The organism is Scytonema sp. NUACC21 (assembly GCF_054684315.1).
In genome coordinates this window covers 34,862-51,334 of sequence record NZ_BAAFZH010000048.1, presented here as the reverse complement: position 1 = coordinate 51,334, position 16,473 = coordinate 34,862, and the positions used below count along the sequence as shown (strand labels likewise).

12 protein-coding genes and 2 pseudogenes are annotated in these 16,473 nt (G+C 44.0%); 5 read left to right on the top strand and 9 right to left on the bottom strand.

From position 1 onward, the window contains the following. From ACYRY3_RS06260 to ACYRY3_RS06250, 3 genes are all read left to right on the top strand, one after another. A partial coding sequence (locus ACYRY3_RS06260; RefSeq protein WP_460200847.1) for a hypothetical protein occupies window positions 1-210 on the top strand: 210 nt, incomplete at its 5' end. Between the two features lie 633 nt (window positions 211-843). Continuing rightward, window positions 844-1,611 (top strand): LEVG family PEP-CTERM protein, encoded by a 768-nt coding sequence (locus tag ACYRY3_RS06255; RefSeq protein ID WP_460200846.1) that lies wholly within the window; start codon window positions 844-846, stop codon window positions 1,609-1,611. Window positions 1,612-2,236: 625 nt separating this feature from the next. Then, window positions 2,237-3,016 (top strand): LEVG family PEP-CTERM protein, encoded by a 780-nt coding sequence (locus ACYRY3_RS06250; RefSeq protein WP_460200845.1) that lies wholly within the window; start codon window positions 2,237-2,239, stop codon window positions 3,014-3,016. Window positions 3,017-3,128: 112 nt separating this feature from the next. On the opposite strand, the gene ACYRY3_RS06245 is transcribed toward ACYRY3_RS06250, so the two are convergent. From ACYRY3_RS06245 to ACYRY3_RS06205, 9 genes and pseudogenes are all read right to left on the bottom strand, one after another. Further along, the gene (locus ACYRY3_RS06245) at window positions 3,129-3,644 is read right to left on the bottom strand and encodes a DUF456 domain-containing protein (protein ID WP_460200844.1); all 516 of its coding nucleotides are present in this window, start codon (window positions 3,642-3,644) and stop codon (window positions 3,129-3,131) included. 100 nt (window positions 3,645-3,744) lie between these two features. Further along, window positions 3,745-4,371 (bottom strand): cofactor assembly of complex C subunit B, encoded by a 627-nt coding sequence (locus ACYRY3_RS06240; RefSeq protein WP_460200843.1) that lies wholly within the window; start codon window positions 4,369-4,371, stop codon window positions 3,745-3,747. 121 nt (window positions 4,372-4,492) lie between these two features. After that, the gene (gene rpaB / locus ACYRY3_RS06235; RefSeq protein WP_460200842.1) at window positions 4,493-5,239 is read right to left on the bottom strand and encodes a response regulator transcription factor RpaB; all 747 of its coding nucleotides are present in this window, start codon (window positions 5,237-5,239) and stop codon (window positions 4,493-4,495) included. Further along, window positions 5,214-6,539: pseudogene (locus tag ACYRY3_RS06230) on the bottom strand (CHASE2 domain-containing protein); the annotation flags it as partial. The pseudogene ACYRY3_RS06230 and the gene rpaB, both read right to left, overlap by 26 nt. A gap of 102 nt (window positions 6,540-6,641) precedes the next feature. Further along, complete coding sequence (locus ACYRY3_RS06225; protein WP_460200841.1) at window positions 6,642-7,496, bottom strand: DUF928 domain-containing protein; 855 nt, start codon at window positions 7,494-7,496, stop codon at window positions 6,642-6,644. Between the two features lie 183 nt (window positions 7,497-7,679). Beyond that, entirely contained in the window at window positions 7,680-10,229 is a 2,550-nt protein-coding gene (locus ACYRY3_RS06220; RefSeq protein WP_460200850.1) for a CHAT domain-containing protein, read from the bottom strand. A gap of 128 nt (window positions 10,230-10,357) precedes the next feature. After that, window positions 10,358-10,489, bottom strand: a complete 132-nt coding sequence (locus ACYRY3_RS06215; RefSeq protein ID WP_460200840.1) for a hypothetical protein — start codon at window positions 10,487-10,489, stop codon at window positions 10,358-10,360. A 245-nt stretch (window positions 10,490-10,734) separates the two neighbouring features. Next, on the bottom strand, window positions 10,735-12,021 hold the full coding sequence (locus ACYRY3_RS06210) for an MFS transporter (protein WP_460200839.1): 1,287 nt from the start codon (window positions 12,019-12,021) through the stop codon (window positions 10,735-10,737). 94 nt (window positions 12,022-12,115) lie between these two features. Then, window positions 12,116-15,604: an amino acid adenylation domain-containing protein gene (locus ACYRY3_RS06205; protein WP_460200838.1), complete on the bottom strand. Its 3,489-nt coding sequence runs from the start codon at window positions 15,602-15,604 to the stop codon at window positions 12,116-12,118. Window positions 15,605-15,624: 20 nt separating this feature from the next. Between ACYRY3_RS06205 and ACYRY3_RS06200 the strand changes: the two are divergent. Continuing rightward, window positions 15,625-15,783, top strand: a pseudogene (locus tag ACYRY3_RS06200) (30S ribosomal protein S5 alanine N-acetyltransferase); the annotation flags it as partial. A gap of 165 nt (window positions 15,784-15,948) precedes the next feature. Beyond that, window positions 15,949-16,383 carry a hypothetical protein gene (locus tag ACYRY3_RS06195; protein ID WP_460200837.1) on the top strand — a complete coding sequence of 145 codons (435 nt, stop codon included), beginning with the start codon at window positions 15,949-15,951 and terminating at the stop codon, window positions 16,381-16,383. Window positions 16,384-16,473 lie beyond the last annotated feature (90 nt).

Genomic DNA, 16,473 nt, shown 5'->3' with positions numbered 1-16,473 from the left:
TCTGATTGCATAAGGGTTAATTGGGCATCAATTTTGGGGGAAAAATTTAGTACACTTGAACGCGTTGAAAGGGCTGGGTGGGCACTGCCCACCATTCCCTTATTAAGAAGGTGCAAGATGTCAGGAGAAATTGTAGGTTGGGTTTACCGTGTGCGAAACCCAACAAATGCCGATCGATGTTGGGTTTCGTTCCTCAACCCAACCTCGTAATTGCGTGTTTTTATGCTTAACCTATGCTGTTGGGTTTCGTTCCTCAACCCAACCTCGTAATTGCGTGTTTTTATGCTTAACCTACGCAGTATTGGAAGTTATGTATTGAAATCAAAGATGAGAGAAATTTTTTGAATTAATTGTGTATCAGATATACATTAATCGCTAATTTATTACGTGTATTATACGCGAACTATTTGTTTTATTTTGTTATGAATGTTCAAACTTTAGTCTGCTAATAGCTTATTTTGAGTCAGGGGTTGCTTGGAAAGTGGAATGTAATAGCTGTAATACAATATAGTATAATTTATTACTCTTGTCTAAGTAGTAACTTCGGTTGCTACTTAATTTTATTTGAGTTTCATAAAAATATGAAAAATTAATTATTAAAGTTTCTTGTAGCTCAGTAAAAATAACAAATTTATTCCGTAGATTCTTGTAAAAAAAGAATTATATATTTCATGAGTTTTGCTGAAATTTAATGCAATCATAAACGGCAACATCAAGATTACATCAATTCTGATTTTTAGACTTCTCGAATTTATAAATACTGTCTAAATTAGTGAAAGAAGCGAGATGCAAAACAAATTTTTACAACAACCTTATTAGGCAGAAATAAACTGGGAGTAAGTTATGCAAAGGTTCAACTTTATAGCAAAAACAATTGTAGGAGCAAGTTTGAGTCTAGGTATAGCTGCCGTAATACCAACCGCTCAGGCTGCTTCTCTAATTCCTCAAGAAGAAGGTGAAATTCAACTTACAAATATAGGTTGTGTTGCCAGCAAATGTTTGGACACAACGACTTTTGGTTATAAAGTAACAAGTTTGCCTTATGATTTTGATGGAACATCCCCTCAGTATGGATTAAGCCGTTTATTCGTTGATATGAATGGTACGGAAAACAATTGGGGCTCTGGAATTAAATTCGATGCACAAGATGAAGGAACTAATCCTCTAAAAGGATTCTGGCTTCGTCCTGTCGCTTATCTAGGTGCATCACCAGATTCTCTTCCTACAGGAATGCCAGCCGAACAATCTCGTGCGGAAGTGGGTCGGTTCTTGTTTGAATTTGACAAAGTTATTAATGAAGTCAAACTAGACTTCTTGGATGTTGAAGAAGCTAACTTTAGCGGTATTTTAAAGGTGAATGGAAATCCATTCAATGATTTTATATCAGCTCAAGGTGATGGAAATATCCAATCAAGAACATTGAAGAATGTGAAATCTTTGGTGCTTCAGTTGGGTAAACCTGCCCCTACCGCGAGATTTGGTCAATTTGGCGATGGTGTCAGGCTAACAGTATCAGTACCTGAACCAGGAACAACTGTAAGTTTGGGTGCTTTGGCGGTAGTTGGTTTATTTGGCTTGCATCAACGTAAAAAGTTTTCACAACTAAAGTAGTTTACTGCTGTGCTCACTATTTTCATAGGGTGGGTTTCACCGTATGCTTTGGTGGAACCCACCCTATGTCTTTGGATCGTCTTTTGGCGGGAAGGGAGTAGTTATAAAAATAACCTCACTATTGCAACACAAATATTTGTATCCCAATATTACTTAGTATTTAAATATACATTTTGTTTTTAAGTGTACTAAAACTCAGTACAGATTCTTCAAGCGACCTACTGTAAAACTACAGTAGTAGAAAATTTATTATTTAGTCCTTAATAATAGCTTAAAGCTTTGACAGTCAATGCTATCAAACAGAGCTTAGCTATCCCAGATTTTCACTTGTTATTATATTTTTATTTTTAACTAAAAACTATCACATATGAAATTACCTACGTAATTAATAGTATTTTTAGGATAATTAGCAAAATTATCATTGTATTTACAGTAAAAGTAACCATAGATAATTAGCATTTTTACTGATAAAAACATCATAAAAACTATCTAAATTAAGATCGCATCAAGACTTTTTTTTTAGACTGACATTTCTGGAAAATGCATATAAATTGATGAAGGACACAGTGAGTCAAAAAAATTAAGATTTTTACCCTAATAGGTAAGAGCAAACCAGGAGCAAATTATGCAAAGGTTCAATTTTGTAGCGGCAACAATTCTAGGAACTAGTTTGAGCATAGGTCTAGCTGCTGCCATGCCCGCTGCTCATGCTATGTCTCTCATTCCTCAGCAAGAGGGTGAAATTGACCTGACAAATATGAACTGTATTGTCGAGGCTAAAGACTGTATTCAGACAGAGCCAATGGGCTTTACAGTGACAAGCCAGGCATTTGATTCTCAGTTCGGACTGAGCCGTTTGTTTGTTGATAGAAATGCCACAGAAAATACTTGGGGACCTCAAGGTACAATAAAATTTACCTTTAAAGATGAAGGAACAAACCCAATTTCACAAGAATATTGGTACCGCCCTGTGGCTTATCTGGCTAATGGTACAGTAGTTGAAGATGGTCGCCTAGAAGTTGGTCGCTTCTTGTTTGACCTCCAGAAAGCATACTCAGCTGTAGAACTTAATTTCTATGATGTAGAAGACAATTATTTCTCTGGCGTTTTAGAAGTCAATGGAACCGAGGTTAGTAACCTGCTTCCAGGACAAGGAAAAGAAGATAACAGTTCAACTAAAACTTTAGTATTGAACAATGTAAGCTCTTTTGTTGTTCAAATGGGTAATCCTGGTACTGCTTTCGGTAATAATAGCAGTATCTTTACCACTGGAGATGGCGTGAGGCTATCGGGTCTAGCAGCGAAGACAGCAATACCGGAACCAACAACCACTTTGGGTTTAGGTCTTATGACAGTCGCAGGTTTATTCGGTTTAAGTCGTAAAAAGTTATCAAAGGTAGGTTAGTTCATTATTTTCTACTAACTCACCGACGCTAAACTTATTGATTTCTGTAGGGTGGGCACTGCCCATCCTACTGTTTTAGGTTTTTTGTTGATTTGTTTCCGAGAGTTCTCTATCAACCAAAAACCTGGGACCAAGTTGTGAAAAGGAAAGTGACAACAGCCCCAATTGCCAACACTCCCTGAATCAAGTTGCCAATTACCGTACCTACTACAATTCCAATACCAGCTTTGGTAGCAAGGAGTAAGTCACGTCTGTAAAGGTATTCACCGATAATTGCTCCCACAAGAGGTCCAAATAACATTCCTAATAATGGTCCACCTAAGGGCAAAGCTGGTAATAATCCCAAAAATCCCAGAACTAAACCAACAAACGCTCCAATTTGTCCCCACTTGCTAGCACCCGCTTGTTGTGCTCCTATGTAGCCTGCTAAAAAATCAATTCCTATACTTAAAAGCAAAACTATAATGGTTACAATGAGTGGTATTTTTATGGCTGCAAGGGAACCACTGATAAAGCCCCAAATGATAATTCCAATTAAAATTAAGCTCGCTCCCGGAAGCGCGGGAACTACAGCACCCACAATACCTACAAGCATTAGGGCAATCAGTAACAAATAGATAATTTGCATACAGCTAATTGTTAGTGGTTAGTGGTCAGTGGTCAGTGGTCAGTAGTCAGTGGTTAGTGGTTTTTCTCTTAACTACTAACTACTAACTATTAGCTGCTAACTACTCTTTGAGAGTAACAGCTAACTTATCTGCTATTCCAGCAATCCAGTTTTCATCTTGTTTAGTGTAGCTTCGAGGAGCATTTGCACCCAAGATAAGGGCTCCTTCTTGACCTATAGGTTGACAAATGACACCTTGAGTATTCTCTGGCAAATAATCAAATTCGATTCTTCCAGGATAAACTTTTAAGTCTACCAAATACACTGGTTTTTGCTTTTCTAGCACCCTCTTGAGTATGGCTCCAGGTATCACTTCTGATTTCTTACCCAAAACTCCCCTTCGTAATAAAACTTTACCTTGATAGTAAACGACTAGCGATCGCGTCACCGTATTAGTTAGCAACAAATGGGATGCCCAAGCAAGTTCTGTTTTTATGGTTTCTGGCAAATCTGGGTCTAGAACAAAACCTTGTTCGCCAACGAGTTGCACCGCGTCAGGCATTCGCGGTTGAACCTGCTGCCAAATTAAACCTATCAAAATTAACACTGCACTTAAAATGACACCCAGCACATCAGCACGTGCTTGAGAATCAGTTATTTCAGGTGTTTGTAGACGATTAATAAACAAAAGCACAGCGCCTAGACCACCAACTACAATGGGTAGACGCCGCAAAACATCATTGGTCATTAGTCATTGGTCATCAGTCATTGGTCATTAGTCAAGAGCCCAGGGTCAAGAGTCAAGAGTCATCAATTATTCTCCCCTCACTCAGACACTCCCTCATTCCCTCCCTCCCTCCTTCACTCCTTTATTCCTCTCCTGGTTCGATAATCCTTTGGAATAAATACCCAGTGCCACGTGCTGTCAAAATCAACTCTGGGTTGCTCGGATCGTCTTCCAACTTTGCCCGCAAACGAGAAATATGGACATCCACTACACGGGTGTCCACATGGCGTTCTGGTGTGTATCCCCAAACCTCTTGCAAAATTTCCGAACGGGAAAAAGCTTCTCCAGAACGACTCACTAGTAGTTCGAGCAGGCTAAACTCCATGCCTGTTAAACGAATACGTTCATCGCCTTTGTAGACTTGGCGCTTGTTGGTGTCAATTTTGATATTAGCTACATGGATAACACCAGAACTGGGAATCCCTGAAGCACCAGTTTTGTCTACCCGACGCAAAACTGAGCGAATCCGGGCTTCTAACTCCTTAGGGGAGAAGGGCTTAACTACGTAGTCATCCGCACCCAGTTCTAAACCAGTAATTCTATCAGCCACGTCGCCCAGGGCTGTTAACATAATGATAGGCACATCCGATTCCTTACGTAATTCTTGGCATACACCGTAGCCATCTAGCTTCGGCATCATCACGTCTAGAACTACTAAATCTGGATCGGCTTTGCGAAATGTTTCCAAAGCTTCTTCGCCGTCACCTGCTGTAACTACATCATAACCGATCATAGAAAGGCGGGTTTCTAGAATTCGGCGAATGCTGGCTTCGTCATCTACTACCAGAATTTTTTCTTTATGACAGTAGCTCGCGAGTTCGCTCTTCAACTTTGAACTCCAGGGTTTTGGAATAATCTACTAGTTTACTATTGGCAATTTCTAATTGCCGATTCGCTTCTTCTAACTTCTGCTGTTTATAAGCATTCGTTGTGGCAATGACACTACTGATAAAGGCGGCTAAGGCGGGTGTGACGGGAATCAAAACACCTTGCAAAAACACCCCGTAGCCACCCCCCATGAATGCCCCACTGATGCCTACAGTTGCCCAAAGAATTTTTCCACCCGGTATCTGCTGCCCAGTACGCGTACTGGCTAACCACCAACTACCACCAGAACCGATAACAGACCACAAAATAATCCAGAACGCCGCAGCTATACCAGAAAACCCGTGCAGATTTGCGTTCCCTGTTTTTGCCCCTTGCACGAGTTGATGGGCAATATTGGCATGGATAACAACACCAGGTGTCGGTTTTTGGGCAGAAATCAAGGAGGAACTAAAGGGTGTGCTAAAGAAGTCATTGGTACTGGCCGCAGCTGACCCAATAAAGACCATGCGATCGCGCATTAAATCTGCCGGAATTTTGCCAGCCAACACATCCCGCATAGCAATCTTAAGAAACCCCGCTTCTGAAGCATACCAGTTGAGCAGAATTTGATAGCCGCCTAAATCGGTATCGGAATAACCCGCTTCGTGATTTTGTAGTGGTAGGTGGATTTGATTGCCCAATCGAAACTTTTGCTGCTTTTCGTCAACAGATTCTAACGTTATTTTTTCGGCTTCTAGGTACTTAAGTGCCACAAGGGTAGCTAGCCCCGCCTTGATTTTGCCTTTTTCCTGGGCATCCACTGCTGTAAGTAAGATACGACGCACGTGGCGGTCGCCATCCAACACCAAATCTGCTAATCCTACGCGGTCGAGTTTTTTCAATTCTGGTGGCGGATTGACACGCTCCCCAATAATTTTCTCAACACCAATCAAATTAGCAGTGTTGCGAAAGATTTTTACAAGTTCCTCATGTCCCTTGCCTTCCGGTAAATCCCGATAGAGATCCAAGCCGATGACGCGGGGTTGTTGCGCCCGGATTTTTTCCAGTAATTGTGCTAGTGACCAATCTGGAACTGGCCATTTACCAACTAATTGGATATCGTGTTCATCAACGGTGACAATAACAATCTCCTGTGCTATTGTCTGGTGCGAGCGCAAGCGAACCCATTTATCACGAAGTTTCCACTCAGGCAAATTGAAAAGTCCTAACAACTGCCCAATAGTAACCGTTAGGGCAACACTGGGAGTAATAATAAAAACACTACGAGTCTCTTGAATAAAGGCTTGGAATTTGCGCCACATATAATGCGCCATACATTTATAAGAATTATGTAGGGTGGGCACTGCCCACCATTCTACGTATTTAGGTAATCTATCTGGGGGTAAGATAACCCCTGTTCCCTTTTACTTGCCAGAGACGACGAATGGAGCTTTTGCAACCTCCGTCAAGCTCACTGAGGAAAGAAGCTCTTCCCATTGCTTGGCAAGGATGGGATTGGTGGATTCTTTGGCGTGTAGAGCAGCAAGTTTTGCCACACAGTCATACCAAACTCCGTTTGTACCTAAAGCAACCGCCTGCTGAAGAGCATCTTTCTGTTGCATTGCTGCTGTCAGTTCGGGGCTGGGTTGAATACGCTGAATCCAACCATCGACATAAGGCGTACTCGGACTAAGTTGCCCATCCACTTTCAATGCCAGGAACCATTGGTAATTTTTCCCAACAGCCAAAGCAGGTGCATTTGGTGGCAATTTCACGGCGATTACCCCAGTTTGTCCGGCAACTGGGATAATCATTTGGTGCTGCATCTTGCCAGCTTCATCCTTAAGACTGAACACGGCTTCTTCTGCATTAGAAGCAGGGATATAGACGAGAATCGTAGGACGTTCAGACACTGTTGTGCCATAGAAGTTTTGAGGCAGGAGTGCGATTACCCCTGCCAGACCTTCTGTCCCGACCGTTGAAGGATTTAAGTAGTAAGTGCCAACGCGAGAACCCCCTCCTGTTGCTTGACTGGGAGTACCCTTTCCAGAAGCCGGTGTAAACAAACGACCACGGGAAGCCCCTCCTGTTGCTTGACTGGGAGTGCCCTTTCCAGAAACCGGTGTAAACAAACGACCACGGGAAGCCCCTCCTGTTGCTTGACTTGGAGCGCCGTTGTTGGGGGGTGGTGTAAATGTAATGGCGTGGGCACGAGTCCATCCACTGCTAGCGATGAGAGCAACAACGCTCAACGTACTCGCTAAATATTGACGTTTCACAAAGTTTTACCTCATGAATATCTGTAATATTAAAGACATTTTGACTGTGACAAGAAGCGTGTTAAATTCTTCTAATCACAAGTCTTAAAGGGAACACATTACGACTAATATAAGCATTTTTTGTAAAAAGTGTTATAAATTAGTACACAGCTAATGAGATTGAATTTCAGTAATATCACTTAACTAGTACCAGTTTCCGACCAAAACGAAGGCAGACCAAAAGAAGGGATCGTGGAAATCAGTCTGACGAATCAGGTTTATTTGTGACTGTCGTAGTGCTTCAGCTTTAGTGATTTTGGGTTGTCGCAGCTGGTTATAAAAACTAGTCATTAGTATCTCGGCTGCCTTATCTTTGACGGGCCATAGGGTTGCGATGGTTGAGCGAGCACCGGATTTGACAGCTAAACCTGCTAGTCCAAGGACAGCGCGATCGTCGCCAGCTGCCGTATCACAAGCACTCAATACCAATAACTCGATCGCTTTCGATGGATCGCTACTTCGATTTTTCACAAGAGCCGACAACTCCTGAATATTGAGTCTTCCATCCCAAGTCAGCAAGAAAGTATCTTCAAGTCGGGAGCTAAATTGTCCGTGAGTCGCTAGGTGGATCGCACTGATACGACTAGATTTCAAGCCATCGGCAAGAGCTTTACTGGTAAATGCTTGATTGAGCAAGAGATGGGACGGCACTGCCTTTGATATTTGTTTCACCTCCGATTCCACAGCTGGCAAAGCACTAAAACCTGCGCGAGATTGGCTGATACCAGCTACAACAGCAGTAATATTGTTTTGTTGGGCTCTGGCAGCCATGAGTTGCAATCCTGGTGAAAGTGCAACAGCATATTTCTCAATGAGATATTGCTTCCCGTCATATAAGGCTGCCATTGGAATATTCCGTAACCGACCATCTAAAACAAAGACTAGGGTCTTAGTATTTTTGAAAACTCCATCTACTTCTGCTGGACGAATTAGCCAATCATAAATTTGTTCGGAGAATCGATCCCTGTCTTTGGAGTTTGAAACTGGGTTCAAAGCACTTAACAAATTATTTAGAGTCTGCTCAATTTCAATTTGAGTTTTGTCAGTGACATAATAACGGAGTGGTTGTCCAGCTTGAGAGAAAATGACTGCCAGACGGTCGGGCAGAATGATGGGGTAAATAACCGTTGCAGTGGGGTCTACCCGATCGATTTGCTGAACTTTATCTAAACAAGCTTCTCGGAAAAAGTTATCGAGTTCTGCGATTTGGAGTGATTCAATTAATTCACGGGCTTGTACTAATGCAGCTTGACTCGGTTGCCCATCCAGCAATAAACCGACCAGTTCCCGGTATACAGGCTCTACACTTTGGCGGAAAGAGAACTGGACATCGGGGTTAATCGCAACTAAATCCCCCCGCAGTGCCTTTAAAGCCTTGACTGCTTCAGTATAGGCAGTTATTGCTTGCTGTCGATCGCCTTTTTGCCTGTGCAATTGTCCTACCTGCCAAGCTGATTGAGCAATGATATCTTCAGCTTGAATTTGACGGGCAAGATTGAGGGATTTTTCAGCTAATTCCTGCGCCTCAGACCACTGCTGCGTGCGCCGATAAAGTTGTCCCCATTGATACAGTGCATGGGCTTGTGCCCGAACATTTTGAATTTGCTGGGCGGATTGAACTGTAGCCGCCATCAGTTGAGCTAGTTCTTTGAGTGGTAGGATTTGAGACGTATTTGACTGACGATTGAGGGTGGCAACAAAATTAATAACTGCGTCAAGAGAAGTTTGATTGGTCGGCAGTTCTCTCAGTTGTTGTAGCAGTTGAGGTGCAAGTGGGGTAGCAAGCTCAAGCTTGTCGTAGTCGAGGAAAAGTTTGAAACGAGCTAAACTCGCTAGCAAGCTATCGCCTGGGTTCGTTGCTATTTTTTCTGCCCGTTCAAAATAATCCAATGCCGCCTCCGGGTTTTGCAAGGTAACAGCAGTTTGTCCGAGGTTGAGAAGGATAGAACTTAAGTGGGGTTTGGCTTCAATATGGCGAGCGATCGCTAAACTTTGTTCCAACACCTCTTGACTTTTGCTAAAATCACCAATCAACTGCAGGGTTAAGCCAAGCGATCGCAACCCACTCACTTTAACATCAGAATCCGGTATCCCTTTCAGGTTTTGAGCGATATCCTCTAACTTCTGCCTAGAGCGTCGGTAAAGCCCCAAACGTTGTAACGCTTGTGCCTGGTTAATTTGACTGCCCAAACTTCCCGTGATATCACCTGCCTGCTCGTAAAATTTTTGAGCTTGTTGCCAAATTTCGAGGGCGGTTTCGGCTTTCCCAGTGTGCAGTTGCAAATTCGCCTGAGTATTAAGTACTTGAGCCCAGAGAATTGCATCGGCGGAGGGTTTAGCTGTATTTAACAGTTTTAAGCTTTGCTCAATAGACTGGCGGGCGGTTTCCCACTGGTTCAGTTCTTGTTGCGCCAGTGAAAGATAGCTCAAACTCAGGGCTTCGTTAAGGCGATCGCCCTGGTTCTGGTATTCTTGTACTGCTTTTTGCCAAGCTGTTACGGCTTCTGGAAAGCGCCCAGAACGATAGAAACTCCGTCCTTTTTCTAGCCAGTTGGTGGGCTGGGAAGATAATAGGGTAGGGGTTGTCGGTATTTGCAGCCATGCCCTTGCAGGTGCGATCGTGACTGCTAAGCACAGACTTAATATACTGAGGCTGATATACAGCCAACGGCATTGTTTGATTTGGAAATTCATACCATTTTGAACTTTTGCGTTATAACTGCAGATATACTCTGGTAAAACAGACAATTATCCTCCTACATCTGCATATATCTGCGGTGACAACTTGGATTTTTGATTCTGCTCAAAAATAGAGGTTGCTTTCATCTCTCAGTTTCCACGCTTATATCATGTCCGGGTAAAGACTTATCATTAAGGCAGAGGGGGAGGTACTGTTGTTCATCATTTACGACAACTTTGTAGATAGTTGTGTCTTCAAGGTTATTCCAATTCATAATCACTCCAAAAATTACAAAGAATTTAAGTAGGTTAGTAACAAAAAACGTAACTGGTAAGGGTCGTCCTCAGTCATTTGTCATTAGTAAGGCTTTCAGTGTATTTACATTCTGTAAAATATTCCTGCAAACTGACTCATACTATTTCTCCATAACTAGACTACACATTAAAAAAGGTTAGTAGTTGCGCTTTAGCGCCATAATCATCAACGATGTGTAGTATTAATTCAGAGAATTAGTATTATTTAGTAAGAAATAACATTTGGTAGCTCGGATTCTACCCGTCGCAAGCGTGGAGAAAGATAGCTAGTAACAATTGCTCCAATCAAGAGCATTCCCATGATGATGAATAGCAAACCAATGCCGCGTCCCGGTCCAACACCAATTATCTTTCCAACACTTCCTGCTAGCGGTCCATCAATAGCAAGCAGTGGCTCAAACACATAATCAGCTAAAGGTCCAGCAACTACGTAAGCAAGCAGCAGGGATAAATTAATCAGCATTCGGTTGACAGCGAAGACTCTCGCCTGCACATCAAACGCGATTTTGCTCTGAAAAATGGCTTGCCTGGAACTGACAACTATAGGCAGGCTGAAAAAGTGAAGGAAAATGGCAACAGTACACAGCACAATATCACGACGCAACCCAGCCAGCAGCATACATAACCCACCTAATAGCATAAACCCGAGTACGTTGTGTATGCGACGCTTCCCTCCACCCCAACTGCTGATGAGTGCTGTACCAAGTACCATACCGCTACCACCGATGGATAGCATTGTGCCAAGTGCGGTAGTCGAGGCAAAGGAAAGGAACAGTGGTGTCGATAGCACAACGGCAATTCCCTCAACAAAATGGTAGATACAGTTAAGGATTAATAACCAAAACAACCCAGGGCGAGTTGTGATATAATACCAGCCTACCAAGCTATCTTTCCACACTAAGTTTTTCGGTACTTCGGCTTTTGTTGTCGTTCTAGGTTTGGGTAACCGAATCAGCAAGAGCATCACAAGGCAGAAAACGAAGCTAATTCCGTCAAGTATGAGGACACCTTGAATCTGAATGGTTACTAGCAGAAACCCTCCTAGCACTGGCGAAATTAGCTGTCCAACGGCTAACCCTAGTTGGAACATTCCATTGGCACGAACTAAATGCTGCGGTGGTACAATCTGCGCGATCGCAGCATCATAAGCAGGCCACTGTAAGGCGTTGAAAGCAGAACTAACAGTCGTAGCCACGTAAATATGCCAGATTTCAAGATGCCCAATGAAAAGTAGCAGTGTCATCGAAAGGATGCTCAACCCAGCCCCACAATTGCTCAAAATTATTACCCTGCGTCGGTCTAGGCGATCGCCAAGCGCACCTGCAATCGGGGAGATAATAATATTCGGTAGCATGGTTAGCACAGAAATCAGTGCAAACTGAGTAACTGAGTTGGTATTTTTGTAGACCCATAAACTTAAAGCAAAGCCAGTCAAGCCAGAGCCAAGGAGGGATACCAGTTGTCCAAACCAAAGGATGATAAAGGTTCGCATTTTTCGGTTACTTAATTATCTGCCTGTGCTTGCTCAATACAGCGTTTCAATTGTTCTGCTAGAACTTAGACGTTTGGTGTGCGAAGTTATTTTTTTAGCTCTCTATCTCCTCCAGTTGTGTAAATAACTCATCAAGATCTGTTTGGCTTAAGCCTGCTGCGGGAAAATCAGTTGGAGTATAACCGCCAGCCTCAGGAGCCAAGCAATGATTTATCAGCCCGCGCAAGGCTTGCAAAAACTCTTGAGCAATTTGTTCGATGGTGCTGGAGTGGTGTAAGTTCTGACTGTAGATCCAATCGACCCGCAACTGAGAGTCAAAGATAATGCTATTAATCTCAAGTAAATGGCTGCGATGATTCAGGGGGCTGCGTCCAGGACCAGTTGATTCGCTGGCAAGTTTGAAAATCGCACTGGTCTGCAGCACCGAGTCAAATTGACCCAAATGGTTGAAGACAACCTGGGCTGGTTTTTGGGCAGTAAGTTGGGCAGTGGTTTCGGGGTCATCAAGTAGATAGCGCAACCAGCCATAGCTTATCCCTTGATGAGGGATGCGACGCAGTTGCTCTTTGATAGACTTTAAAGTCTCCCCTGGATGGTCTGAGGTGTGATGCAATACCACGGGAAAGATAGTGGTAAACCATCCGACAGTGCGGGAGATATTAACATTTTCCAATATCTCTTCGCGTCCGTGTCCTTCCAAGTTGAACAGCACGTGCGTTGATTGTGTCCAACGAGCTAACACCTGCGCTAAGGCTGTGAGCAACACGTCGTTAATTTGCGTGTTGTAGGCTTTTGGCACTTCTTGGAGTAATGCACGAGTTTCTTCTGGGGACAAGGACATCGACACTGTACGTGCAGATGCTTCGGTGTTTGCACCACCTAGATAGTCAACTGGGATGTTGGCAACTGGTTGCTGTGATTGCCACAGCCAAAAATCCCACTGGCGTTGCAGGTTTTGCGATCGCACGTACTCCCATTGCAGTTGCGCCCAATCTTTAAACGATGTGGTTTTGGCAGGCAATTGTATCGTCCTACCACTACTGAGTTGGTTGTAGGCTGTCTGCAAATCTTCCAACAAAATCCGCCATGACACCCCATCCACCCCCAAGTGATGGATGGCTATCAACACTCTTGAGTTGAACTCCTTACCCAGATTGAACCATGCCACTCGCATCAATGATCCAGTGGACAAATTTAAACTCGCTTGGAGTTCGGCTGCTTTTGCCTCGATTGCAGCTTGTCGTTGCGCTTGTGACAGTGCGGATAAATCTACGACTGTAAACGGTACAGCCGCCTCAACTCCTGCATTGATTTGTTGCCAACCCGAATCGGTTTTCTCAAAACGCAAGCGCAAGGCATCATGATGCACTAACATTGAATGCACCACCTGCTCTAAAAGATGTGGCTGTATCTGGGGTGGCATTTCCAGCAGTACCGCTTGGTTCCAGTGTGCTGGTGCGACAAAATTCTCCTCGAAAAACCACTGCTGAATCGGTGTGAGTGGTAATGTGCCGCTCACTACACCTTGTTGTGCCTCAATTGCCCCAGTTGTACCTGCCACTGCTGCTAACTCCGCAATGGTTTGATACTCAAACATCTGCTTGGCACTCAGTTGCACCCCAGCGCCACTGGCTTTGGCAATGATTTGAAGACTCAAAATCGAATCCCCACCGAGTTCAAAGAAGTTGTCGTGGATACCCACCTTCTCCAGACCCAGTACTGATGCCCAAATGTTTGCCAGTGTTTCTTCGATTGGTGTTCTCGGTGGGACAAAACCCTCCCGGAGTTCGGGTTGCCAAGATGGTTTGGGTAGTGCTTTGCGGTCTAATTTGCCATTGGGTGTGAGTGGTAGGGCATCAAGCACCACAAACGCACTTGGTGTCATGTATTCTGGCAACTTTTGTTTGAGGAACGCCCGCAACTCGCCCACACTGGGTGCGGGTTGTTGATGTGCTACCAAGTATGCTACCAACCGCGTTGCGCCCACCATCTCTTGTGTGGCGATGACCGCAGTTTGTCGCACGTTTGGATGCTGGCTCAGTACCGCCTCTATTTCTCCCAACTCTATGCGGAAGCCGCGCACCTTCACTTGATGGTCGATGCGCCCGATGTACTCGATGTTACCATCAGCTTTGTAACGAACTAAATCTCCCGTTCTGTAAAGCCGTTGACTCGATTTGTCCGATGCAAAGGGGTTGGGAACGAATTTTTCTGCGGTCAACTCCGGACGGTTGAGGTAGCCCCGTGCTAACCCCTCACCACCGATGTACAACTCTCCCGCCACACCCACTGGTACTGGTTGCATCTGGGCATCAAGTATATACACTTGTGTGTTGGCGATCGCTTTGCCAATTGTAGGTGTCCCAGTTGCGCCTTTTTCTACCAAGGCAAATGTCGAGTAAGTGGTGTCTTCCGACGGTCCGTAGAGATTGAATACCTGTTGGATGGTTTGTTGCTCGTAAATCTTCTGCACGAGTTGATTTTGCAGCGCCTCACCCGCCAAGTTCACCGTTTGCACAGTTGCAGGTATGCCGTTCATTCTCTGTAGTTCGGCGAGCGCACTCGGTACGGTATTGATTAACGTGACTTCATTTGATGCAGGTAGACTGGGTAGATGCAAAGCATTTTGAGCTAAGATCGCCTTACCACCGCAACTCAGGGGTACAAACAACTCGAACACTGAAAGGTCAAAGCAAATCGAGGTAGAAGCCAGAACCCCCCCACACTGTTGTGGCGTAAACACTCCTTGCGCCCAATGTACCAAGGTCACCGGGCTGTGGTGGGAGATTGCCACTCCCTTGGGGTTACCTGTAGAGCCAGAGGTGTAGATGACGTATGCTAAGTTGTCTGGCGTGACTGAGGTGGCACAATTGTTCGGGCTGTGTTGGGCTATTTCTTGCCACTCGGTATCCAACGCTACCACACGCGCTTGGTGTGCGGGCAACTTCGAGAGCAATTGAGCCTGTGTCAGTAGCACCGACACTTGGGAATCCGACAGCATGTAACTCAAGCGCGTACTCGGGTATGTTGGGTCTAAAGGCACGTAAGCTCCACCTGCCTTGAGTATGCCCAGCAATGCCACCACCATGTCTAAAGAACGCTCGACACACACACCCACCAACACTTCCGGTTTTACACCGAGTGAGATTAGGTAGTGCGCCAATTGATTTGCCTTTGCGTTCAGTTCGCTGTAGGTGAGGCGTTGCTCTTGAAATACGACTGCCACTGCATGAGGTGTCTTCAGTACCTGTTGCTCAAACAAAGAGTGCAGACACAACTGTTGGGGATAAACCGCTTGGGTGTTGTTCCACTCTACCAGTATTTGGTTGCGTTCCTTTGCTCCGAGCAGTGGTAGTTCTGATAGCTTTTGCTGTGGATTGGCAACGACTGCTTCTAGTAAAGTTTGATAGTGCTCTACCATCCGCGCAATGGTAGCAGCATCAAATAAGTCAGTGTTGTATTCGATCGCCCCCATTAATCCGGCGCTTGTATTTTCCAGAAACAGAGTCAAATCAAACTTAGCTGTGGAGCTTTCAATTGCCAAGGTCGCCAAGGTTAAATCAGCCAGTTCCAACTCAGGCATCGGCGCATTTTGCAGCACAACACAATCAGCGAAGTGGCAATGTCCTGAAAAGACTGGGGTTTGTTGTAGAAGGTTATGCAAGAGATTATTTATTTATTAATGGTAAATGGCAAGATCATATTCTTACAAGTATGACAAACCACAACTGGCAGGTCAAGTCGCTTCACTCCAACTCGTAATTCACTAAATTTTTCATTACGAATGACGTTCGCGAAGCCCATCCTTTCAAATTACAAATTATTTGGTTACTGGGCTAATATATTGCAAATTCAAAAAGTTAGATTAGAATCTTGACTATTCACAAACCAATAATCTCTACGAAAATCCTACAGTGCTATTTCATTATGAGTCATAAATATACAAAGCGTGTGTCTGTATTTTTTACATCCTTTGTCTTAATCGCCCTCTTATCTGGAATTCCTTCGGCGGCATTTGCTAGACCTCTTCCTTCGTATATTCTAGTACCACTGACAATTCAAGCTTTAGGATATGCTTTACCCCGTATTGAAAAAAGATTGACACCGCAACAGCGTCAAAGGATAGAGGGCTTAAAGGCAGAAGCATTCCAAGAGGTTGAAGCTGTATTCACCCAAGTTCAACGCAGTAAAATGGTTCAAGGTTTGCGATCGCGTCAGAACATCAGTCAAGTCATACAATCTGTGAGGCTAACGCCCAAACAAAAAGCTCGCATACAATCGATTATTCAAGCTTCTCGACAAAAAATTAATGCTATTCTATCTGAGGATTCATCACCAGTAGAGCGCAATTCAAAAATTTGATACATCCTTTGCAAAAGTGTCATTAGTCCTTTGTTCTAGACTAATATAGTAGCTTTGGGTTGACAGCAAAAAGCTAGTTGACCCTTAATT